Origin of the sequence: Rathayibacter sp. AY1B4, from assembly GCF_002932815.1 — a bacterium.
Taxonomy (GTDB): domain Bacteria; phylum Actinomycetota; class Actinomycetes; order Actinomycetales; family Microbacteriaceae; genus Rathayibacter.
Genome location: NZ_PSWN01000007.1, coordinates 84,739 through 105,750, shown reverse-complemented (window position 1 = coordinate 105,750; position 21,012 = coordinate 84,739). Strand labels below are relative to the sequence as shown.

Here is a 21,012-nt window from a genome sequence, read left to right as displayed (position 1 = left end):
AAACGCTTCTGCAGCCGTTGAGGAACTTCAATCCGAAATGTTGCGCCCGTTGGAGCGAGTCGAGCCGATGAGGGCCTCCCCTCCTACATGACAAGCTCGTAGCTCTTCAATGGCTAGGCCGCCCTAGAGCGCACCGTTTCACGTGAAACGGCCCTTCAATCGTCTCTCTCAGTGCTCTCCGGGGGCGACCGCCGACGGGGTCCTCCGTCAAACCTCGGCGAACCCACCCATCACATCCGCGTCGATCCGCGAGAACGAAGCGATACTGCATTTCGTCAAACTTGCCCCCCCGCCAGCCAATTTCTGGAGGCCCAGGAAGCGCTCCTTACCGGCGAATTGGGATGCACGGACAGCCGAGGGGGTCCTCATCTCAGCGGCCAACGTAGGAATGTTTCACGTGAAACACTCCGCACGGGAATATCGGCGACCATGACGTCGCCCTGGGCAGCGGAGAGCGCCACCGAGTACGACCCACCCAGGCACCCGTCCTGCGCCCGCCAGCGAGTCACCGAAAGCGACATGAACTCCGGAGGTCAACGAGGTCTGAACTCAGCCAACCCTAGATCCGGCGCTCCACGACTACTCAACCGCCATGTAGGCGCATCGTGAGCTGCTCTATCCAGAGATCAATGCCCCAGATACCCGGCGATCGTCGCCGTTCGGCTATACCAGCCGTATTCTCGACCAGGCCCGGAGTCAGCAGGGCCCCGCAGAACCTGGGGCCACTTCATCAGACTGTGCCGGTCACAAGGGCTCATCAATCAGAGAGATGGCGACGGCCGAGAATGCACAGCTCACAAGGCATTTCGTAGGCCGCCTCAAGCGTACCGATTCCTGTGATCGCGGTGCCGACGAGGGGAGCGGATACCGCCACATCGGCGATTGCGGCCAAGTGGCGGTCACTAGGCCGGCCACTACGGAGCGAGCGACACCTCGGTCGGCTCCCCGATCTCGGCGAGGATGCGGTTCAAGTCCTGGATGGTGGCGAAGTCGATGACCATCTGGCCCTTACGTGCGCCCAGGGTGACCTTGACGCGCGTGTTCAACCGGTCGCTTAGGTGATCCGCGATCGACGAGAGGTGTCCGGAGTGCCCGCCCTGCTCCTCCACCACGGGACGCACGGTCGTCCGCGGCGCCTTCATCTGCGCGGCGGCAGCCTCGGCGGCACGGACGGACAGGTCCTCGTTGACGATCTTGTCGGCCAGGCGGCGCATCATCTCGACGTCGTCGAGGGACAGAACCGCACGCGCGTGTCCTGCGGTCAGGACGCCGGCAGCGACGCGGGCCTGCACATCGGCCGGGAGCCGCAGGAGACGGAGCGTGTTCGAGATCTGCGGCCGAGACCGTCCGAGCCGCGTGGCCAGGGCCTCCTGGGTGATCCCGAAGTCGCTGAGGAGCTGCTGGTAGGCGGACGCCTCCTCGAGCGGGTTGAGGTCGGCGCGGTGCAGGTTCTCCAGCAGCGCGTCGCGGAGCATGTTCTCGTCGGTCGTGTCCTTGACGACCGCGGGGATGGTGGTCAGTCCCGCGGCCTTCGAGGCGCGGAACCGGCGCTCACCCATGACGAGCTCGTACTTCGCTCCACCGCGAGCCGTCACGGGCCGGACGACGATCGGCTGCAGCACTCCGAACTCGCGGATGCTGTGGACGAGTTCCGCGAGGTCGTCCTCGTCGAACACCGACCGCGGCTGCGCCGTGTTGGGGGTGATGTCGGCGAGGGGGAGTCGCGCCAAGCGCGCGCCGGGGACCTCGAGGAGCTCCTCGGCACGGGCCGAATCGCCGACCTGATCAGGGAAGAAGACGTCGACGGGCCGGGAGCGCGACTCATCGCTGGTCGGGATGAGCGAGCCGATCCCCCGGCCGAGTCCCGTGCGCTTGGTCGCCATCAGCGTGCCTCTCCTTCGTGTGCCGTCTCGGGTGTCTTCCGGGCTCCGCGTCGTGCGATCTCCGCGGCCGCCTCCAGATACGCCAGCGAACCGGACGACTGCGGGTCGTAGCTGATCACGCTCTGTCCGTAGCTCGGCGCCTCCGAGATCCTCACGTTGCGCGGGATCACCGCGCGCAGCACCTCCTTCGGGAAGTGCTCTCGGACATCCGCTGCCACCTGCTGGGAGAGGTTCGTGCGGCCGTCGTACATCGTCAGGAGGATCGTCGAGACACCGAGGTTCGGGTTGAGGTGCCGCTCGATCAAGTCGATGTTCTTGAGCAGCTGGCTGAGCCCCTCGAGCGCGTAGTACTCGCACTGGATAGGGATGAGCACCTCGCGAGCGGCGACGAACGCGTTGATGGTCAGCAGACCGAGCGACGGCGGGCAGTCGATGAAGACGTAGTCGAACGGCTCGTCCATGGTGTCGAGCATGCGGTCGAGCGCACGGCGGAGACGCTGCTCGCGTGCGACGAGCGAGACCAGCTCGATCTCGGCGCCGGCCAGGTGGATGGTCGCCGGCACACCGTAGAGCGAGGCGAACTCCGGGCTCTTCTGCACGACGTCCGCGAGGGGAGTGTCGTTGACGATCACGTCGTACACGCTGGCCGTCTCGGCGCGGTGCTCGATGCCCAGGGCCGTCGACGCGTTGCCCTGCGGATCGAGGTCGATGACGAGCACCTTCGCCTCACCGCGGGCGAGCCCGGCGGCGAGGTTGACGGTCGTCGTCGTCTTGCCGACGCCGCCCTTCTGGTTCGAGATCGTGATGACGCGCGTCGACTCGGGCTTGGGCAGCGGCTGGGCGTTCAGCAGTGCGCGCCGACGGGTCATGTCCGCGATCTCCCGGGCCAGGGGAGTCGAGGAATCGAAGCCTCCGGTCAGACCGGCGGAATCGGTTTGTTTCACGTGAAACCTTCGCTCAGCGAGTGGGACGGACAGCAGCACCGAGGAGTCGACGGACGAGGAGTCGGGGGCTCACTGCGGCGTCGTGGCGATCAACCCACTGTAGCCCGGACGACCCTCGTCACCTCGGAGAGCACGCCGTCGCCGAGCACGACGACCTCGGGCGGGGAGAGCCGGAAACGACGGATCTGCTTGGCCGCCGCCTCGATCTCCTTCTCGGCGTTGATGCCCTTCAGCAGGACCAGCTCGCCTCCGGGCCGCAGCAGCGGCGCGGTCAGCGGGATCAGCTTCGAGAGGGCGCTGACCGCCCGAGCGGTCACCTGGTCGAGAGGCTCCGCGAGCTCCGCCTCTTCAGCACGGACTCGAAGAACTGAGACATTCTCGAGTCCGAGTCCGTCCACCTGCTCCTGAAGCCAGACGACGCGACGCTCCATCGGCTCGATGAGCACGAAGCGGACGTCGGGCCGCACGATGGCCAGGACGAGCCCGGGAAGGCCCGCGCCACTGCCGACATCACCCACCAGTCCCGGACGCAGGAGAGGGGCCACCAGGGCGCTGTTGAGCACGTGCCGCGTCCAGAGACGGGGGAGCTCCAAGGGCCCGATCAGGCCGCGCTCCTCACCCTGGTCGGCGAGAGCCTCCGTGAAGCGCCGCAGGAGGGGCAGGCGGTCGCCGGCGATCGCCGCAGCGGCTGCGGGCTCGGCCTCGAGGGTCGACTCCACGCCGCTCAGCCGCGGGTGATGACGGTGTGGCGCTCGCGCGCCTCGCCGCGCGACTCCGACACGAAGCCGCGCTCGCCCACCATGTCGTGGACCAGCTTGCGCTCATACGACGACATGGGCGGGAGCGAGGCCGACGTGGCGCCGTCCTCGATCCGCTCGATCGCGCGGTCGACCAGCTGGGCCAGCTCCGCCTCGCGGGCGTCGCGGGAGCCGCCGATGTCGAGGATGAGGCGGGAGAACGCGCCGGTCTTCGTCTGGACCGCCAGTCGCGTCAGCTCCTGCAGCGCCTGGACGGCGTCGGGACGGGAGAGGACCCGGAGGTTCGTGTCGCCGGAGGCGGTGACCGAGAGGTAGGCGCGGCCGTTGCGCACCTCGATGTCGATGTCGCCGTCGAGGTCGCAGATGTCGAGGAACTCCTCGATGTAGTCGGCGGCGACGTCGCCCTCGTCCTCCAGCTGAGAGAGCGTGGACTCGGGCGCCTCGTCGACGGCGGACGCGTCCACGTCCGCGGGTGCGGACGCGTCGTCGGTGATGGTCTGCATCGGATCGGTCATGGCGGCTCTACTTCTTTCCGGCTTGCTTCTTGGAGCGGTTCTTGCTCACGGGCTGCGTGCGCTGCACGGCCTTCTTCTCGACGAGGGTGACGTCGCCGGCGGCCGTGGTCTCCTCGACCAGCTTGCCCTTGCGGCGCAGGCGCTCCTCGCGGGCCTTGGCGGCCTCGCTGCCCGGGGTCGGCATGTTCCGGATGACGATGAACTGCTGGATCATCGTCCAGATGTTCGAGGTCAGCCAGTAGAACATGACGCCGAGGGGGAACGCGAAGCCCGAGAAGGCGAAGACGAGGGGGAGGATGTAGAGCAGGATCCGCTGCTGCTTGAACGTCGGCGAGGCCTTCGCCTCGGGCGACATGTTCTTCGACACGATCTGCAGCTGCGTGATGAACTGCGACGCCGTCATCAGGACGACCATGATCACCGCGATGATGATGACCGGCTCCTGGCCGCCCTCGGCGAGTGCGCCCTGGATCGACTGGTGCAGCGGTGCGACGCCGAAGAGGTTCGCCTCGCCGAACTGGCGGGCGAGCGTCTCGTCGAGCGGGCCCACGCCCTTCTGGCTGTGCTGCGCCGCGTTCAGCACCGAGAACAGGCTGAAGAAGATCGGCATCTGGATCAGCAGGGGCAGGCAGGAGGCGAGCGGGTTGGTGCCCGTCTTCTTGTAGAGCTCCATGGTCTCGCGGGACATCGCCTCGCGGGACAGCTGGTCGCGCTTGCCCTTGTACTTGTCCTGGATCTTCTTGAGCTGGGGCGCGACCTCGAGCATCCGGCGCTGGCTCTTGATCTGCTTGACGAAGATCGGGATGAGCGCGGCGCGGATGACGATGACCAGGCCGACGATCGAGAGGACCCAGGTGATTCCCGCGGCCGCCTCCATGCCGGTGAAGGTCAGCAGCTGGTGGAAGGCGACGAGGAGCAGCTCGACCACCCACTTGAGGGGCCAGAGGATCGTGCCGAGGAGGTCCATGGAGTGGGGTCAGTCCTTTCGAGGGCCCACGACGAACCCGGCTCGCGTCACGGCGAAGCGGGTCCGGCCGGAAGCCGGTCGGTGCAGGGGGATCGAGGTCGGGACGTCGTCGATGCCGCCGGCCGCCCACGGGTGGCAGCGGAGCAGACGGCGGGCCGCGAGGACGGAGCCGAGGACGAGCCCGTGGAGCTGGACCGCCTGGAGCGCGTACGCGGAGCACGAGGGGTAGTAACGGCAGACGTCCCCGTAGAGAGGGGACACGACCGCCCGGTAGACGATCAGGAGCAGGACGCCGATGTTCCGCGGCAGCAGGAGGATCGCCCACCCGAGCCGGGCGAACGGCGCCTCGCGGCGGGGGAGCACGGCGGTCACGAGGACGCCCCGCTCTTCCGCGCGGCTCGCGCCATCGCGGACCACACCTCGGAGCGCAGCTCCGACCAGGGGGCGTCGGCGCTGCCGGGCAGCGCGCGGACGACGACCTGGGTGCCGGGGTCGATCTCGGGGACGAGCTCGAACGCCACGGCCTTGAGCCGGCGGCGGACGGTGTTGCGCGTCACCGCGGTGCCGACCGTCTTGGCGACGATGAACCCGAACCGCGCCGGATCGCCCGCGGAGGACCGGCGGACATACGTGACGGTGTGCGGTCCTGTGGACCGCACACCGCGACGGACGACTGTCCGGTACTCGCCTCCGTGGACGATGCGATTGGCTCTGGCCAGCACCGCTGGTCGGTACCGCTCGCTGCTAGGCGGAGAGCTCGGTGCGCCCCTTGGCGCGGCGCGCGCTGAGGATGCCGCGGCCGGCACGGGTGCGCATGCGCAGACGGAAGCCGTGCACCTTGGCGCGACGACGGTTGTTCGGCTGGAAGGTTCGCTTGCTCATAATCAGATCTCCACGTACGTGTTCCGCGGCGCGAACCGGCACCACCCGCTCGGGCGGAGACTCGGATCCTCCGGGAAGAAGGGGTGCCCGGCTGCGGAATCCGCTCGGCCTGCGAGGGCCGCACGGACGACACCGGGCAGGCGTCAACTGATTTAAACTACGGCCTGTTCCGCCACCGGTCAAATGTGGACGGCGCGAAACCTCGATCATGCACACGGGACACGGGGTTCCGCGCATTGACACGCGGGTGTCGCTGTGGTGGATTTGTCTCCCGTCGGCTCCGTTCGTTACGGTGTTGAGCCGCAGTTATCCACAGGTGGGATCCGCGTCCTCCCGCGCCCGCACAGGCATCGCTCGAGGCCGGTGGACAACCCTGTGGAGAGAGCGGCACTCGAGACCCGGCTCCGCGCCCGGTCCGCGACGCCCCTGCAGCGGGCGACGACGGGTCCGGCGGAGACGGCGATCCCGCAGCGACTTCACAGCGACAGCACCCAGGACCGGAGACAGATGGCAGACGACACGTCGATGGTCGACGCGTGGAACGTGATCCTCGGCGCACTGTCCCAGGACGAGCGGATCACCGCTCCCCTCTACGGGTTCGTCTCGCTCGTGGAGCCCAAGGGCATCATGGCGGGCACCTTCTACCTGGAGGTCCCGAACGAGTTCACCCGCGGGATGCTCGAGCAGCGCGTGCGCGTGCCGCTGCTCAGCGCGATCGGGACGCTCGACGACTCCTTCGGCGTCACGACGTTCGCCTTCGTGGTGAACCCCGACATCGAGCACGAGCCCCTCAGCTCCCCGTCGTCGCAGGAGTCGATGAACCCGTTCGAGCCGATCACCGCCTCCTCGGCGACGGTCGCGCCGACCCGCGGGGTCGAGGAGCTGCGGACCGTGCCAGCGACCGACACCCGGCTGAACCCGAAGTACAGCTTCGACAACTTCGTCATCGGAGGCTCCAACCGGTTCGCGCACGCCGCGGCCGTCGCCGTCGCCGAGGCTCCCGCCAAGGCCTACAACCCGCTCTTCGTCTACGGCGACTCCGGGCTCGGCAAGACGCACCTCCTCCACGCCATCGGCCACTACGCGATGAGCCTCTACCCGGGGATCCGCGTGCGGTACGTCTCGAGCGAGGAGTTCACGAACGACTTCATCAACTCGATCGCGAACAACCGGGGCAACGCCTTCCACGGCCGCTACCGCAACGTCGACATCCTCCTGATCGACGACATCCAGTTCCTGCAGGGGAAGGCGGAGACGCAGGAGGCGTTCTTCCACACCTTCAACCAGCTGCACGACCACAACAAGCAGGTCGTGATCACGTCCGATCTGCCGCCGAAGGCCCTGACGGGCTTCGAGGACCGGATGCGCTCGCGCTTCGAGTGGGGCCTCATCACCGATGTGCAGGCTCCCGACCTCGAGACCCGCATCGCGATCCTCCGCAAGAAGGCGGTCAGCGAGAAGCTGCTCGTGCCCGACGACATCCTCGAGTTCATGGCGTCGAAGGTGTCGAGCAACATCCGCGAGCTCGAGGGGACGCTCATCCGCGTCACCGCGTTCGCGAGCCTGAACCGGACGCCGGTCGACATGTCGCTCGTGCAGACCGTGCTCAAGGACCTGATCACGCTCGACGAGGACAACGTCATCTCGCCGGTCGACATCATCAACCACACCGCGGACTACTTCAAGCTCACGGTCGACGACCTCTACGGCTCGTCGCGCTCGCAGGCCGTCGCCACCGCGCGCCAGATCGCCATGTACCTGTGCCGCGAGCTGACGAACCTCTCGCTGCCCAAGATCGGCCAGCTGTTCGGCAACCGCGACCACACCACGGTCATGTACGCGAACAAGAAGATCTCGGAGCTCATGAAGGAGCGCCGCAGCATCTACAACCAGGTCACCGAGCTGACCACCCGCATCAAGACGAACCGCTAGCCGGCAGTCGTGCGGTCCCCGGGACCGCCTGTCGCGGGTGGCGTGCCCCGGGGTCCATCGGCGTACGTGCCCGGTGGTCGGGTAGTCGCTCTCCTTCCTCGCGTGAGGGGAGGCGGAGGCGACGGGGGTCGCAGCGCGAGCAGCAGGACGTCGGTGTCGGCGCGCGTCGAGATCGGGCGAAGGAGCCGGCGGGGGTCTCGATACGCCGCGCTGCGGCTACTCGACCAGCATGAACCGCACGTGCTCAAGGGGTCCGGGTGAGCGGCTGAGCGGCCGGCGTGCGATCGGACGGTGTCGATCCGCCGTGCGTTGGCCCGGAGGGCAACGCGGGGGAGAGGGAGCGCGCACTGTCTTCCGGGCTGCTCGGACGGCGGCAGCTGCGCTCGACGGTCTCCGTCGTGACCGGAGAAGTCGTCGACGGACTCCTCGGACCTGCAGCGCGCGCCTCGGACACGCCGCCTCGCGCGCCCCGGAGGGCCGATTTCCACAGTGTGAGGAACCTGTGGATAACTGTGGACAACCGCCTCGGGACTGTGCGCCGGGAGAGCCCGCCTGTGGAGGGCGACCGGTCGGCTCGGATCCCTCCACAGGGCGTCCACGGGCCCGCTCACACTCCCTCCACAGGGGCGGGTCCCTCCGATCCCACCCAGGAGTAGGGGTCCGAAGCGTTTTCCACAGTTTCCACACGTGTTAACACTGTTAACGCAGTTCTCTCTTTAATGAAGCCTCGACCGGCAACCTCTCCACAGCGGCTCGGGAGTGCTCGGCGGTCCACCCCCTTCCGAGCTCGCCGAGCCCGGCGGGTACGATGGGCGACGGTCTTCGTCCGCGACTCGTCAGGGGTGTACTCGTGAGGTTCCAAGCCAACCGCGATGTCTTCAGCGAGGCGGTGTCCTTCGCGGTCAAGCTGCTTCCGCAGCGCACGACCCTGCCGATCCTCTCCGGAGTCCTCATCGAGGCGACCGCCGAGGGTCTGACGCTGTCCTCCTTCGACTACGAGGTGTCCGCGCAGACGCAGATCGCGGCCGACGTGGAGGAGACGGGGACCGTGCTCGTCTCGGGCCGTCTGCTCGCCGACATCGCGAACCGCCTCCCCAACGCTCCCGTGCGCATCGCCACGGAGGAGTCGCGCGTCTCGGTCTCGGCCGGCTCAGCGCACTTCACGCTCCTGCAGATGCCCGTGGAGGAGTACCCGAGCATCCCCGAGATCGACGCCTCCACCGGCCTCGTCCCGGCCGACGCTTTCGCGGCCGCCGTCTCGCAGGTCGCGGTCGCCGCCTCCCGCGACGACGTGACCCCCGTCATCACCGGCGTGCAGCTCGAGATCACCGAGAACACGATCGGCCTCGTCGCGACGGACCGCTACCGCGTCGCCGTCCGCGAGATCGACTGGGACAACGGGGACAACCCCGCGCCCACCCAGCCGCTCACCGCCCTCGTGCCCGCGCGCACGCTGCAGGAGGTCGGGAAGACCTTCGGCCACTCCGGCACCGTCTCCGTAGCGATCACCAACCGCGACGAGCGCGAGCTGATCGCCTTCACCGCGGACCGCAAGACCGTCACCTCGCTGCTGATCAAGGGCAACTTCCCGCCCGTGAAGCGCCTCTTCCCCGCCTCCGTCGAGAACTACGCGGTCATGTCGACCAGCGACCTCATCGAGGCCACCCGCCGCGTCTCGCTCGTGCTCGAGCGCGAGGCGGCCCTCCGCTTCAGCTTCAGCAGCGACGGCCTCACCCTCGAGGCCATCGGCTCCGAGCAGGCGCAGGCGTCCGAGAGCATCGACGCGATCGTGACCGGCGACGACGTGGTCGTCTCGCTCAAGCCGCAGTTCCTGCTCGACGGCCTCGCCGCCGTCCACTCGGAGTTCGTGCGCATCGCGTTCACGAAGACCGAGAACCCCAACAAGCCCGGCCCCGTCCTGATCACCGCGCAGACCTCGCGGGAACAGCCCGGCAGCGACAGCTACCGCTACCTGCTCCAGCCCAACCTGCTGCTGCGCTGACCACTCCCCGGATCGCAGAGCCGCGACCGCCCCGCTCCCGACGAGCGCCCGCCCGCCGGACAACGAATCCAGGAAGGTTCACCATGCACATCGGACTCGTCGGCCTCGGCAAGATGGGCGACAACATGCGCTCCCGCCTCCGCTCCAAGGGGCTCGAGGTCACCGGCTACGACCGCAATCCCGACGTCTCGGACGCGGCCTCTCTCGACGAGATGATCGCCGCACTCCCCTCGCCCCGCATCGTCTGGGTGATGGTGCCGGCCGGCGAGATCACCGACGCGGTCGTCAAGGACCTGTCGGAGAAGCTCAGCGAGGGCGACCTCGTCATCGACGGCGGCAACTCCCGCTTCACCGAGGACTTCAAGCACGACGCGCTGCTGAAGCCCAAGGGCATCCACTACATCGACGCGGGCGTCTCAGGCGGCGTCTGGGGACTCCAGAACGGCTACGGCCTGATGGTCGGCGGCCCGAAGGAGCTCGTCGAGTACGCCATGCCCGTCTTCGACGCGCTGCGCCCGGAGGGCCCCCGCGAGGAGGGCTTCGTCCACGTGGGCGAGGTCGGCGCCGGCCACTACGCGAAGATGGTCCACAACGGCATCGAGTACGCCCTGATGCAGGCGTTCGCCGAGGGCTACGAGCTGCTCGAGACCCGCAGCGACATCATCAAGGACGTCACCGGCACCTTCAAGGCGTGGCAGCGCGGCACGGTCGTGCGCTCCTGGCTGCTCGAGCTCCTCGTCCGCGCCCTCGAGCAGGACCCGGACTTCAAGAACATCGAGGGCTACGTGCAGGACTCGGGCGAGGGCCGCTGGACCATCGAGGAGGCCATCAACAACGCCGTCCCGGTGCCCACGATCAGCGCCTCGATCTTCGCCCGCTTCGTCTCCCGCCAGGAGGACTCCCCCGCGATGAAGGCCGTCGCAGCGCTCCGCAACCAGTTCGGCGGGCACTCCGTCAAAGCCGTCGACTGAGTCGGCTGGTGAGGACTGCCTCCGGCAGTCCTCACGGCGGTCGGCTTCCGGAGGCGGGCGCGTTCCCTAGAGCCGGTGACGGACGGCGGACTGCGGCCCGCCGCCCCGTGAGGCAGGGATGCTCTCACGGGGGCGGCGGGCCTCCGGCCGCCTCCACCTTGCTACCGACGTCGGGCGGCGGGCCTTCGGCCGCCTTCACGGGCGGGGACGGGGCGCCGCCGATCATGGTGAGCGAGTAGTGGCCCCGGAGGGGCGTATCGGGATCCGCTCTCGTACGGTTCCGCCGCCGTGCTGGTCGAGTAGCCCGCAGGGGTGTGTCGAGACCGGGGGCGCAGGCCAGGCCGGCAGGGGGAGAGCGGACCGCAGGCGCCGGAGCGGGTGGATCGGCCGATCGGGACGGGCGAGGAGCCCGCAGGGGTGCAGGGAAGGCCCGCGACGACGGGTGGAGGAGAGGAGCGCGACGTGCAGGTGACGCAGCTGGCGCTCAGCGACTTCCGGAACTACGAGTCGGTCGACGTCGAGCTCGTGCCCGGACCGAACCTCTTCGTCGGCCGCAACGGCCAGGGCAAGACGAACCTCGTCGAATCTCTCGGCTACCTCTCCACCCTGGGCTCGCACCGCGTGTCGAGCGACCAGGCGCTGATCCGCGCCGGCCGGGACAGCGCCGTGGTGCGCGCCCGCCTCCGCAACGGCGAGCGCGACCTGCTGGCCGAGGTGCAGATCAACCGCTCCTCCCCCAACCGCGCGCAGATCAACCGCGGCGGGATCAAGCCGCGCGAGCTCCCCCGCTTCTTCTCCAGCGTCCTCTTCGCGCCGGAGGACCTCCTCCTCATCCGCGGCGACCCGTCGGCCCGCCGCCGCTTCCTCGACCAGCTGGTGATCCTCCGCTCCCCGCGGATGAGCGCCGTCCAGGCCGACTACGAGCGGGTGCTGCGCCAGCGCAACTCGCTGCTCAAGTCCGCACGGGCGAGCGGCGTCCGCGACCCCTCGAAGCTCGGGACCCTCGACATCTGGGACGAGCGCCTGATCGCGCTCGGGACCGAGATCATGCAGTCGCGCCTCACCCTGGTGGAGGAGCTGAGCGGACCGGTGCGCGCCGCGTACGAGGCGGTCGCCGGTGCCGACCAGCGTCCGGTGCTCCGCTCCCGCCTGAGCATCGAGGGCGCGGTCGACGACGACGGCGAGCCCGTGGAGCAGCCGGGCGCCGCGTCACCGGCGGCGGGCGAGGGACTGGCGGAGGCGTTCGCGTCCGCGCTGGCCGGGGTGCGCCGCCGCGAGCTCGACCGGGGCGTCTCCCTCGTCGGCCCGCACCGCGATGACGTGCAGTTCGAGCTGAACGCGCTGCCGGCCAAGGGCTACGCCAGCCACGGTGAGAGCTGGTCGTTCGCCCTGGCGCTGAAGCTGGGCGCCGCGGAGCTGCTCCGGCGCGACTCCCCCATGGGCGATCCGGTGCTGATGCTCGACGACGTCTTCGCCGAGCTGGACGCGCGCCGGCGCGAGCGCCTCGCCTCGGTGGTCGCCGACTACGAGCAGGTCCTGATCACCGCGGCCGTCTTCGACGACGTCCCGGAGGCGCTGGCCGCGCACACCGTGCGGATCGAGGCCGGCCGGATCGTCGGCACGGGCGCCGCCGCCGCGCCGATCGCTGTGCCGGAGCCGATCGCTCCCGACTCGGCCTCGCCCGATCCGGTGTCCTCCGACTCCCCTCCTCCCGGTCCCGAGTCCTCCCGCTCCTCTTCTCCCGATCCGGTCTCGTCCGACTCCCCTTCTCCTGGTGTCGTCTCCTCCGCCGCGGCCTCCTCCTCGGAGCCCGCGTCCCCAGCGCCGGCGTCCACGGATCCCGCGTCCCCGGAGCCGACCGCCCCCGCCCCGTCGGAGCCGTCCGATGGCTGACTCCCCCCGCCGCGGAGCCCCCGCACCCGACTCCGAGGCCGCCCGCGTCTACCGCCACCTCAAGGAGGTGTTCGGCGCCGACGGCCCGCGCCGCATCCGGAAGACCGTCGAGCGCGCCGAGCCCAAGGGCGACGCGATCCCGTTCGGCAAGGGCCGCGACCCGCACGACCTCGGCGACGTCCTCGACTCCCTCACCGTGAAGCTCGGCTGGACGGCGCCGCTGGCGCAGGGCGACCTGATGTCGTCGTGGACGGCGATCGCCGGCGAGGAGACCGCGAAGCACTCGACTCCGGTGGGCGTCGTCGACGGCGTGCTGACCGTCGCGTGCGAGTCCACGGCGTGGTCGACCCAGCTCCGGCTGATGCGGATCGAGATCATGAACCACATCGCGGTGAACTTCCCCGACGCGGGCATCGCGTCGATCCGTTTCCAGGGCCCGGACGTCCCGAACTGGAAAAAGGGTCCCAGGTCGATTCCAGGGCGTGGTCCGCGCGACACCTACGGCTGAGGACGCATTTTCGGTCGACCGCCGATCTTTCGCGCCTCAGATCGCCGTCCAGCGCTTCGGATCGACCCGGCACGCGGTAGAATGGAGGGCCGCCGAACCGCAGTGACGCCGCCGCGCGGGCGATCTCCAGATCACCGTGCGCGTCGCGACGGACCGTCAGAGGAGAACTCCACAGCTATGACTCACGAGCCGAACGACTCCACGTCACCCGCAGCGAACGACCTGGACGCGAACGGCTCAGCAGCCCCCTCCGCTCCGCACGAGAGCATGTCGACCAAGTCGTCCGGCGACTACGGCGCGAACCAGATCCAGGTCCTCGAGGGCCTCGAGGCGGTCCGCAAGCGCCCCGGCATGTACATCGGATCCACGGGTCCGCGCGGTCTGCACCACCTGGTCTACGAGATCGTCGACAACGCCGTCGACGAGGCGCTCGCGGGCTACTGCGACAACATCGAGATCCTGATGCGCGCCGACGGAGGCGTCACCGTCTCCGACAACGGCCGCGGCATCCCGGTCGACATGCACCCGACCGAGGGCATCTCCACGGTCGAGCTGGTCCTCACCGTGCTGCACGCCGGCGGCAAGTTCGGCGGCGGCGGCTACGCGGTCTCCGGCGGCCTGCACGGCGTCGGCTCCTCCGTGGTCAACGCGCTGTCGACGCGACTCGACGTCGAGGTCAAGCGCCAGGGCGCCGTGTACCGGATGAGCTTCACCGACGGAGTGCCGGACGCCCCGCTCGAGAAGGGCGAGGCCAGCGACGAGACCGGCACGACGATCACCTTCTGGCCCAACGCCGGCATCTTCGAGACGGTCGAGTTCGACTACGAGACCCTGCGCGCGCGCTTCCAGCAGATGGCGTTCCTCAACAAGGGCCTGCGCATCGCGCTGACCGACCAGAACGAGGTCGAGTTCGAGGGGGAGGGCGAGAACGAGACCGAGGGCGACCGGACCGACGTCTTCCACTACGAGAAGGGCCTCGTCGACTACGTCGAGTACATCAACTCGCTGAAGAAGTCGGACCTCGTGCACTCCGAGATCATCGACTTCGAGTCCGAGGACACCGAGCGCCGCATCTCGCTCGAGGTCGCCATGCAGTGGACCACGGCCTACACCGAGAGCGTCCACACCTACGCGAACACCATCAACACCCACGAGGGCGGCACCCACGAGGAGGGCTTCCGCGCCGCGCTGACCACTCTGGTCAACCGCTACGCGCGCGCGAACAACCTGCTCAAGGAGAAGGACGAGAACCTCTCGGGCGACGACATCCGCGAGGGCCTCACCGCCGTCGTGTCGATCAAGCTCGGCGAGCCGCAGTTCGAGGGCCAGACCAAGACGAAGCTCGGCAACACCGAGGCGAAGGCGTTCGTGCAGCGCGTGGCCGGCGAGCAGCTGGCCGACTGGTTCGACCGCAACCCGAGCCAGGCCAAGGACATCATCCGCAAGGCGATCCAGGCGGCCTCGGCCCGCATGGCGGCGCGCAAGGCGCGCGAGACCGCCCGCCGCAAGGGCCTGCTCGAGGGCGGCGGCATGCCGGGCAAGCTCAAGGACTGCCAGTCCAAGGACCCGTCTATCTCCGAGATCTTCATCGTCGAGGGCGACTCGGCGGGAGGATCCGCGGTGCAGGGCCGCAATCCCGAGACGCAGGCGATCCTCCCCCTCCGCGGCAAGATCCTCAACGTCGAGAAGGCGCGGCTCGACCGCGCTCTCGGCAACAACGAGGTCCAGGCGATGATCACGGCGTTCGGCGCCGGCATCGGCGAGGACTTCAACCCCGACAAGGCGCGGTACCACAAGATCATCCTGATGGCCGACGCCGACGTCGACGGCCAGCACATCACGACGCTGCTGCTGACGCTCCTCTTCCGCTACATGCGCCCGCTGATCGACCTCGGCTACGTCTACCTCGCGCAGCCGCCGCTGTACCGCCTCAAGTGGTCGAACTCCCCGCACGAGTACGTCTACAGCGACCGCGAGCGCGACGCCCTGATCGCGCACGGCTCGGCGACCAACAAGCGCATGCCCAAGGAGAACGGCATCCAGCGCTACAAGGGCCTCGGCGAGATGGACTACAAGGAGCTGTGGGAGACCACGATGGACCCCGCCACGCGGACCCTCCTCCAGGTCACGCTCGACGACGCGGCCGCGGCCGACGAGATCTTCTCCACCCTCATGGGCGAGGACGTCGAGTCCCGCCGCTCCTTCATCCAGAAGAATGCGAAGGACGTGCGCTTCCTCGACATCTAGTGGTCGAGGAAGCGGACGTCCTTCGAAAGACGGCGGCCGGGCGGTCCAGTGGACCGTCCTCGCGACCACCTCGGACACGTGACGGCGGCCCTCGATGGGCCGCATCCTCGACCAGAACACGACAGAGGCCGTCACCGGCCCGCACACCGACGACACACCTGACACCCAGCGCGACCGCCGCCCCCGCTCCTCCGGGGCACGGACCCACCTGAGAGACCAGAGACCATGGCAGAAGAACCCACCACCCCCACCGGCCCGGACGAGAGCGACGACATCGTCACCGAGACCGGTGTGGTGATCCACGGTCACGACAAGATCGAGCCGGTCGACCTGCAGCTCGAGATGCAGCGCTCCTACCTCGACTACGCGATGAGCGTCATCGTCGGGCGAGCCCTGCCGGAGGTGCGCGACGGCCTGAAGCCCGTGCACCGCCGCGTGATCTACGCCATGTACGACGGCGGCTACCGCCCCGACAAGGCGTTCTCGAAGTGCTCGCGCGTCGTCGGCGACGTGATGGGCCAGTTCCACCCGCACGGCGACTCCGCGATCTACGACGCGCTGGTCCGCCTGGTGCAGCCGTGGAGCCTCCGCTACCCGCTCGCGCTCGGGCAGGGCAACTTCGGCTCCCCCGGCAACGACGGCGCGGCCGCCCCCCGGTACACCGAGACCAAGATGGCGCCGCTCGCGCTCGAGATGGTCCGCGACATCGACAAGAACACCGTCGACTTCCAGGACAACTACGACGGCCGCACCCGCGAGCCGGCGATCCTGCCGGCGCGGTTCCCGAACCTGCTCGTCAACGGCTCCGTCGGCATCGCGGTCGGCATGGCGACCAACATCCCGCCGCACAACCTGCGCGAGGTCGCCGCCGGCGCCAAGTGGGCGCTCGAGAACCCCGACGCGACGCGCGAGGAGCTCCTCGAGGCGCTGCTGCAGCGGATCAAGGGACCCGACTTCCCCACCGGTGCGCAGATCCTCGGCGTCCGCGGCATCCAGGACGCGTACCGCACCGGCCGCGGCTCGATCACGATGCGCGCCGTCGTCTCCATCGAGGAGATCCAGGGCCGCACCTGCCTGGTCGTCACCGAGCTGCCGTACCAGGTGAACCCGGACAACCTGGCGATCAAGATCGCCGAGCTGGTCAAGGACGGGCGCGTCTCGGGCATCGCCGACATCCGCGACGAGACCTCCGGTCGCACCGGCCAGCGCCTCGTCGTCGTCCTCAAGCGCGACGCCGTGGCGAAGGTGGTGCTGAACAACCTCTACAAGCACACGCCGCTGCAGGAGAACTTCGGCGCGAACATGCTCGCGATCGTGGACGGCATCCCGCGCACGCTCTCGCTCGACGGCTTCATCCGCGCCTGGGTCGACCACCAGGTCGAGGTCATCGTGCGCCGCACCCAGTACCTCCTCGACGAGGCGGAGGCGCGGATCCACATCCTGCGCGGCTACCTCAAGGCGCTCGACGCGCTCGACGAGGTCATCGCCCTCATCCGCCGCTCCCCCACCGTGGAGGAGGCGCGCGACGGCCTGATGGAGCTGCTCGACATCGACGAGGTGCAGTCCCGCGCCATCCTCGACATGCAGCTGCGCCGCCTCGCGGCCCTCGAGCGCCAGAAGATCATCGACGAGCACGACCGGATCCAGGCCGAGATCGAGGACTACAAGTCGATCCTCGCGAGCCCCGAGCGTCAGCGCACGATCATCTCGGATGAGCTCGACGAGATCGTCGACCGCTTCGGCGACGATCGCCGCACCGAGATCCTCTTCGGGTTCGACGGCGACATGAGCGTCGAGGATCTGATTCCCGAGGAGGAGATGGTCGTCACCGTCACCCGCGGCGGCTACCTCAAGCGCACCCGGAGCGACTCCTACCGGGCGCAGCACCGCGGCGGCCGCGGCGTGCGCGGCGCGCAGCTGAAGGCCGACGACATCGTCGAGCACTTCTTCGTCACCACCACGCACCACTGGCTGCTGTTCTTCACGAACACCGGTCGCGTGTACCGCGCCAAGACCTACGAGCTGCAGGAGGCCGGCCGCGACGCCAAGGGCCAGCACATCGCGAACCTGCTCGCGCTCGAGCCGGGGGAGCAGATCGCGCAGATCCTCGACATCCGCGACTACGAGGCGGCCCGCTACCTCGTGCTCGCCACGCGCGACGGCCTCGTGAAGAAGACGGCCCTCTCGGAGTACGACACGAACCGCTCCGGCGGCATCATCGCGATCAAGCTGCGCGACGGCGACGAGCTCGTCTCGGCGCTCCTGGTCGAGGAGGACAGCGACGTGCTGCTGGTCTCCCGCAAGGGCATGTCGATCCGCTTCACCGCGTCCGACGAGGCGCTTCGTCCGATGGGCCGCTCCACCTCCGGAGTCCGCGGCATGTCGTTCCGCGGGGAGGACCGCCTCCTCGACGCCAACGTCGTCAGCGACGAGGGCTTCGTGTTCGTGGTCACCGAGGGCGGCTACGCCAAGCGCACCGCGGTCGACCAGTACCGCCTCCAGGGACGCGGCGGGCTGGGCATCAAGGTGGCCAAGCTGGAGGAGAAGCGCGGCGACCTCGTGGGCGCCATCATCACCGGAGAGGACGACGAGGTGCTCGTCGTGCTCGCCAGCGGCAAGGTGGTACGCTCTGCGGTGGCCGAGGTACCGGCCAAGGGTCGCGACACCATGGGAGTCGTCTTCGCACGATTCGCTGAGGACGACCGCATCATCGCACTCGCCAAGAACACCGAACGCAATCTCGACGCCCAGGACGAGGATCCCGACGCCGCGGCGCCGGCCGAGTCCGCTCCGGTGTCGGAGGAGGATGGGTCCGTAGATGAGTAGCACCGTCGCCGAGAAGCTCGCCAGGAAGTCCGCGAAGAGCCCGGCGGCGAAGCAGGTCCGCCTGAAGCTCGTCTACGTCGACTTCTGGTCGGCCGTGAAGCTCTCGTTCCTGCTGGGCCTGACGCTCGCGATCATCACGATCGTCGTCGTCTACCTGGTCTACACGGTCCTGGCCCAGACTGGCGTGTTCGACGAGGTCAACGGCCTCGTGCAGGACATCGCCGGCGCGGAGGCGTTCGACCTCAACACGATCATCTCGCTGCCGCAGGTCATGGGCTTCGCGATCGTCGTCGCGGTGCTGAACACCATCGTCACCACCGCGCTCGGCGCGATCGTGGCGTTGCTGTACAACCTCAGCGTCAAGATCACCGGCGGCCTCCTGGTGGGCTTCACCAACCAGTAGGGCGCACGGTCCGGCCGATTGGGATTCCTGCTCGATGTCGGGTAGAGTCTCCTCTGGCCATTCCGGGGGTATAGCTCAGGCGGTTAGAGCGCTTCACTGATAATGAAGAGGTCCCAGGTTCAAGTCCTGGTACCCCCACCCGGTCCGAACGGCCCGTCACCTCGCGGTGGCGGGCCGTTCGACTCTCGGAGACGGATCGCCCCGTCTCCGGCCCGGGGCCTTAGCTCAGTTGGTAGAGCGCCTGCTTTGCAAGCAGGATGTCAGGAGTTCGAATCTCCTAGGCTCCACACTTCCTCCCCTCTCGCGGGTGCTCCCAGTCGCCAGATGCGCCCATGCAGTTGTGCCGATGCAGCTCGGACGGCTCTCGAGGGTGCACGACGCAGGCACATCCTCACAGCAAGGCGCCGCGGGCCGTCCACTCGGAGCGACCACCGCATCTCCGTGCTGGGACGATAGTGTGACCGCCGTGGGGGACGCGACGGAGAAGAAGGCTCAGAGGCGCGGTCTGCGGTTCTGGGAGATCGTGGTCTACGTCATCGGCGCGGCTCTGGTCGTGCTCGGCGGTTGGGTGTGGGTTCTTCGCGCAAGCGTCGAGGGGGACCTGTCGCTTCGCTTGTCGCAACTATGGGACTCCATCGGGCTCATTTCGCTCGGTCTCGCCATGGTTGCCATCGGACTCACTCTCTCCATCCTTCGCGTGCAGAATCGCGAAGCCGCGCGAGCCGACCGCGAGACGAAGACCCGCCAGGACCAGCATGAAGAAGTGCTGAGGCGGGTCGAGGCCATCGCCGAGAGAACGCAGGTCGCCGTCAGCGAGACGGGAGTGGACGTCAAGGACATGAAGCAACTCCTCGGGTCGCAGATCGAGTCAGCTCAAGCCGCGAGCCGGTCGGAGCCGGAGCCGGATCCGGGAACGTCATCGACGACGGAGTCCGAGACTGACGCGCTCTTCGACGACCTGTCGCTCGAAGGTGTCCGCGATGGCGACATCTCGAACCTCCCGCTCGATACTCACGCTCTCGCGGACAACCGACTGCTCGAAGAGGTGAGAATGCGCGAGGGTGTCTTCTATCCTGTCGGTGCTGTTCCCATCGGCGTGCTCGCCGACATCTTCGACGGGTGGGAAGCCGCCTATCCCGAGTCGAAGGCTCAGTGGAAGGTGGGCGCGCTCGTCGGCGCGTACCGCTCGTACTCAGCGAAGGCTCTGGCCAAAGGGCGCCGGTCGTTGCAGGGCGCGCCCTGGTACGTCACCTTCCGTCCGTCGCACGACACTCTCGTCACGTACTACCTGTCGAGATCCGGTCGTCTCCGACGCGGCCAGACCGAGCGAACACCAGTCGTGAAGCGTCTGATGGGCGAAGGTGAGGATGCGCGCTGGGTGCCTCTCAATGAGGCACCCGACTTCACATGACGCGCTCACAACCGACGGCGTAGACATCAACACGACGATCGGGCGGTGGAGCCTCGGCTCAACCTCGGCTCGCACGCGAGAGGGGTGCGCCGTGCTGACGATTGAGCGGTGTCGTCGCGCATCTTCGGGGTGAGCAGACACCGACACGGGTGCGAGTACGTCGCGGCGCAGCTAGCCACTACGTCGAATCTCCTGCGCGCGACGGCTCCACCGCGAGTTCTCCGCCGTCGCCTGACCGCCGTTGGTCGCGGAGGGTCCGCGTCGGGGTCCACGAGCCGGCGGCCTCTCCTGTCGCCGACCGTGCGGTCCCCGCGATCGAGGTCGCCACTCGGACGGCCGAGCCGCACGCTCAGCGGTCCACGCAGGCGAGGCCGAGGAACTGCTGGACCGAGAGGGTCTCGGACGTGCCGTCGCGGATGTCGCCGACGATGATCTCACCGACGGAGAGCGTGTCGAACTGCTCGGCCGTGAAGACGACCGGGCGGGCGAGCACGGAGCGGTCGGTCGCGTAGGCGCCCAGCGCGAGGTCGACGCCGAGCGGGAACCGCTCGATCACCGTGTCGGCCGGCCAGACCGTGGATCCGGAGAGGTCGGTCGCGCCCAGCTGCGTGACCGGTGACGGGGAGACCCAGCGGGTGACCCTCCGCAGCCCGTCGCCGATGGTCAGGGGGGCGGAGTCGGAGGCGGCGAGGTCGAGGCCGTCGACGGACCCCGAGCACACGACGACGACGCCGAGGACCTCGCCCCGCTCGCCGCCCCGTCCGAGCCCGACCGCGGCCGTGGTCACCGGCTCCTCGGAGGCGCATCCCGAGAGCGCGAGGGCGCCGAGCAGAACGACGGTGCTCGCGAGCGCAGCGCGACGGTGCATCG

Annotated in this window: 17 protein-coding genes, 2 tRNA genes and 1 pseudogene; 11 read left to right on the top strand and 9 right to left on the bottom strand. The window is 68.7% G+C overall.

Going from position 1 to position 21,012, the window contains the following annotated elements; translation table 11 throughout:
* Window positions 1-914 precede the first annotated feature (914 nt).
* The 8 genes from C5D66_RS06740 to rpmH form a co-directional block, all read right to left on the bottom strand.
* The gene (locus C5D66_RS06740) at window positions 915-1,883 is read right to left on the bottom strand and encodes a ParB/RepB/Spo0J family partition protein (RefSeq protein WP_104255639.1); all 969 of its coding nucleotides are present in this window, start codon (window positions 1,881-1,883) and stop codon (window positions 915-917) included.
* Window positions 1,883-2,752 (bottom strand): ParA family protein, encoded by an 870-nt coding sequence (locus C5D66_RS06735; protein WP_104247021.1) that lies wholly within the window; start codon window positions 2,750-2,752, stop codon window positions 1,883-1,885. The genes C5D66_RS06740 and C5D66_RS06735 overlap by 1 nt, the downstream gene beginning before the upstream one ends.
* A gap of 164 nt (window positions 2,753-2,916) precedes the next feature.
* A complete protein-coding gene (gene rsmG, locus C5D66_RS06730; protein WP_104255640.1) occupies window positions 2,917-3,546 on the bottom strand; it encodes a 16S rRNA (guanine(527)-N(7))-methyltransferase RsmG in 630 nt (209 codons plus the stop codon).
* A 5-nt stretch (window positions 3,547-3,551) separates the two neighbouring features.
* Window positions 3,552-4,100, bottom strand: a complete 549-nt coding sequence (locus tag C5D66_RS06725) for a R3H domain-containing nucleic acid-binding protein (protein ID WP_244229531.1) — start codon at window positions 4,098-4,100, stop codon at window positions 3,552-3,554.
* Window positions 4,101-4,107: 7 nt separating this feature from the next.
* Window positions 4,108-5,067, bottom strand: a complete 960-nt coding sequence (gene yidC / locus C5D66_RS06720) for a membrane protein insertase YidC (protein ID WP_104222681.1) — start codon at window positions 5,065-5,067, stop codon at window positions 4,108-4,110.
* A gap of 9 nt (window positions 5,068-5,076) precedes the next feature.
* The gene (gene yidD, locus C5D66_RS06715) at window positions 5,077-5,430 is read right to left on the bottom strand and encodes a membrane protein insertion efficiency factor YidD (RefSeq protein ID WP_244230695.1); all 354 of its coding nucleotides are present in this window, start codon (window positions 5,428-5,430) and stop codon (window positions 5,077-5,079) included.
* A 5-nt stretch (window positions 5,431-5,435) separates the two neighbouring features.
* Window positions 5,436-5,789, bottom strand: coding sequence for a ribonuclease P protein component (gene rnpA, locus C5D66_RS06710; RefSeq protein ID WP_104222680.1), 354 nt, complete (start codon window positions 5,787-5,789; stop codon window positions 5,436-5,438).
* Window positions 5,790-5,811: 22 nt separating this feature from the next.
* Window positions 5,812-5,949: a 50S ribosomal protein L34 gene (gene rpmH / locus C5D66_RS06705; RefSeq protein ID WP_055784512.1), complete on the bottom strand. Its 138-nt coding sequence runs from the start codon at window positions 5,947-5,949 to the stop codon at window positions 5,812-5,814.
* 507 nt (window positions 5,950-6,456) lie between these two features.
* Between rpmH and dnaA the strand changes: the two genes are divergently transcribed.
* The 11 genes and pseudogenes from dnaA (at window position 6,457) to C5D66_RS06650 (ending at window position 20,142) form a co-directional block, all read left to right on the top strand.
* Window positions 6,457-7,881, top strand: coding sequence for a chromosomal replication initiator protein DnaA (gene dnaA, locus C5D66_RS06700; RefSeq protein WP_104225789.1), 1,425 nt, complete (start codon window positions 6,457-6,459; stop codon window positions 7,879-7,881).
* Window positions 7,882-8,731: 850 nt separating this feature from the next.
* The gene (dnaN, locus tag C5D66_RS06695; RefSeq protein ID WP_104232992.1) at window positions 8,732-9,883 is read left to right on the top strand and encodes a DNA polymerase III subunit beta; all 1,152 of its coding nucleotides are present in this window, start codon (window positions 8,732-8,734) and stop codon (window positions 9,881-9,883) included.
* Window positions 9,884-9,966: 83 nt separating this feature from the next.
* Window positions 9,967-10,854: a phosphogluconate dehydrogenase (NAD(+)-dependent, decarboxylating) gene (gene gnd / locus C5D66_RS06690; RefSeq protein ID WP_104222677.1), complete on the top strand. Its 888-nt coding sequence runs from the start codon at window positions 9,967-9,969 to the stop codon at window positions 10,852-10,854.
* A gap of 462 nt (window positions 10,855-11,316) precedes the next feature.
* Window positions 11,317-12,477, top strand: a pseudogene (gene recF, locus C5D66_RS06685) (DNA replication/repair protein RecF); the annotation flags it as partial.
* 262 nt (window positions 12,478-12,739) lie between these two features.
* Complete coding sequence (locus C5D66_RS06680; RefSeq protein WP_104237766.1) at window positions 12,740-13,255, top strand: DUF721 domain-containing protein; 516 nt, start codon at window positions 12,740-12,742, stop codon at window positions 13,253-13,255.
* Between the two features lie 267 nt (window positions 13,256-13,522).
* Window positions 13,523-15,502, top strand: a complete 1,980-nt coding sequence (gene gyrB / locus C5D66_RS06675) for a DNA topoisomerase (ATP-hydrolyzing) subunit B (RefSeq protein WP_208543372.1) — start codon at window positions 13,523-13,525, stop codon at window positions 15,500-15,502.
* A 225-nt stretch (window positions 15,503-15,727) separates the two neighbouring features.
* Entirely contained in the window at window positions 15,728-18,328 is a 2,601-nt protein-coding gene (gene gyrA, locus C5D66_RS06670; RefSeq protein WP_104222674.1) for a DNA gyrase subunit A, read from the top strand.
* Window positions 18,321-18,731 carry a DUF3566 domain-containing protein gene (locus C5D66_RS06665; protein WP_104222673.1) on the top strand — a complete coding sequence of 137 codons (411 nt, stop codon included), beginning with the start codon at window positions 18,321-18,323 and terminating at the stop codon, window positions 18,729-18,731. The genes gyrA and C5D66_RS06665 overlap by 8 nt, the downstream gene beginning before the upstream one ends.
* A gap of 64 nt (window positions 18,732-18,795) precedes the next feature.
* Window positions 18,796-18,869 (top strand) — tRNA-Ile (locus tag C5D66_RS06660).
* Window positions 18,870-18,945: 76 nt separating this feature from the next.
* Window positions 18,946-19,018, top strand: a tRNA-Ala gene (locus tag C5D66_RS06655).
* Window positions 19,019-19,197: 179 nt separating this feature from the next.
* Entirely contained in the window at window positions 19,198-20,142 is a 945-nt protein-coding gene (locus C5D66_RS06650; RefSeq protein WP_146079262.1) for a hypothetical protein, read from the top strand.
* A gap of 349 nt (window positions 20,143-20,491) precedes the next feature.
* Here C5D66_RS06650 and C5D66_RS06645 read toward each other — a convergent pair whose 3' ends face one another.
* A complete protein-coding gene (locus C5D66_RS06645; protein WP_104222672.1) occupies window positions 20,492-21,010 on the bottom strand; it encodes a hypothetical protein in 519 nt (172 codons plus the stop codon).
* Between the last annotated feature and the right edge of the window lie 2 nt (window positions 21,011-21,012).

What these genes read in the sequence shown, in the direction of transcription:
- yidC (WP_104222681.1), bottom strand. Translation starts at nt 5,067, where the DNA reads ATGGACCTCCTCGGCACGATCCTCTGGCCCCTCAAGTGGGTGGTCGAG.
- C5D66_RS06680 (WP_104237766.1), top strand. Translation starts at nt 12,740, where the DNA reads ATGGCTGACTCCCCCCGCCGCGGAGCCCCCGCACCCGACTCCGAGGCC.
- gyrA (WP_104222674.1), top strand. Translation starts at nt 15,728, where the DNA reads ATGGCAGAAGAACCCACCACCCCCACCGGCCCGGACGAGAGCGACGAC.
- C5D66_RS06740 (WP_104255639.1), bottom strand. Translation starts at nt 1,883, where the DNA reads ATGGCGACCAAGCGCACGGGACTCGGCCGGGGGATCGGCTCGCTCATC.
- C5D66_RS06665 (WP_104222673.1), top strand. Translation starts at nt 18,321, where the DNA reads ATGAGTAGCACCGTCGCCGAGAAGCTCGCCAGGAAGTCCGCGAAGAGC.
- dnaA (WP_104225789.1), top strand. Translation starts at nt 6,457, where the DNA reads ATGGCAGACGACACGTCGATGGTCGACGCGTGGAACGTGATCCTCGGC.
- gyrB (WP_208543372.1), top strand. Translation starts at nt 13,523, where the DNA reads ATGTCGACCAAGTCGTCCGGCGACTACGGCGCGAACCAGATCCAGGTC.
- C5D66_RS06645 (WP_104222672.1), bottom strand. Translation starts at nt 21,010, where the DNA reads ATGCACCGTCGCGCTGCGCTCGCGAGCACCGTCGTTCTGCTCGGCGCC.
- rpmH (WP_055784512.1), bottom strand. Translation starts at nt 5,949, where the DNA reads ATGAGCAAGCGAACCTTCCAGCCGAACAACCGTCGTCGCGCCAAGGTG.
- C5D66_RS06735 (WP_104247021.1), bottom strand. Translation starts at nt 2,752, where the DNA reads ATGACCCGTCGGCGCGCACTGCTGAACGCCCAGCCGCTGCCCAAGCCC.
- gnd (WP_104222677.1), top strand. Translation starts at nt 9,967, where the DNA reads ATGCACATCGGACTCGTCGGCCTCGGCAAGATGGGCGACAACATGCGC.
- C5D66_RS06725 (WP_244229531.1), bottom strand. Translation starts at nt 4,100, where the DNA reads ATGACCGATCCGATGCAGACCATCACCGACGACGCGTCCGCACCCGCG.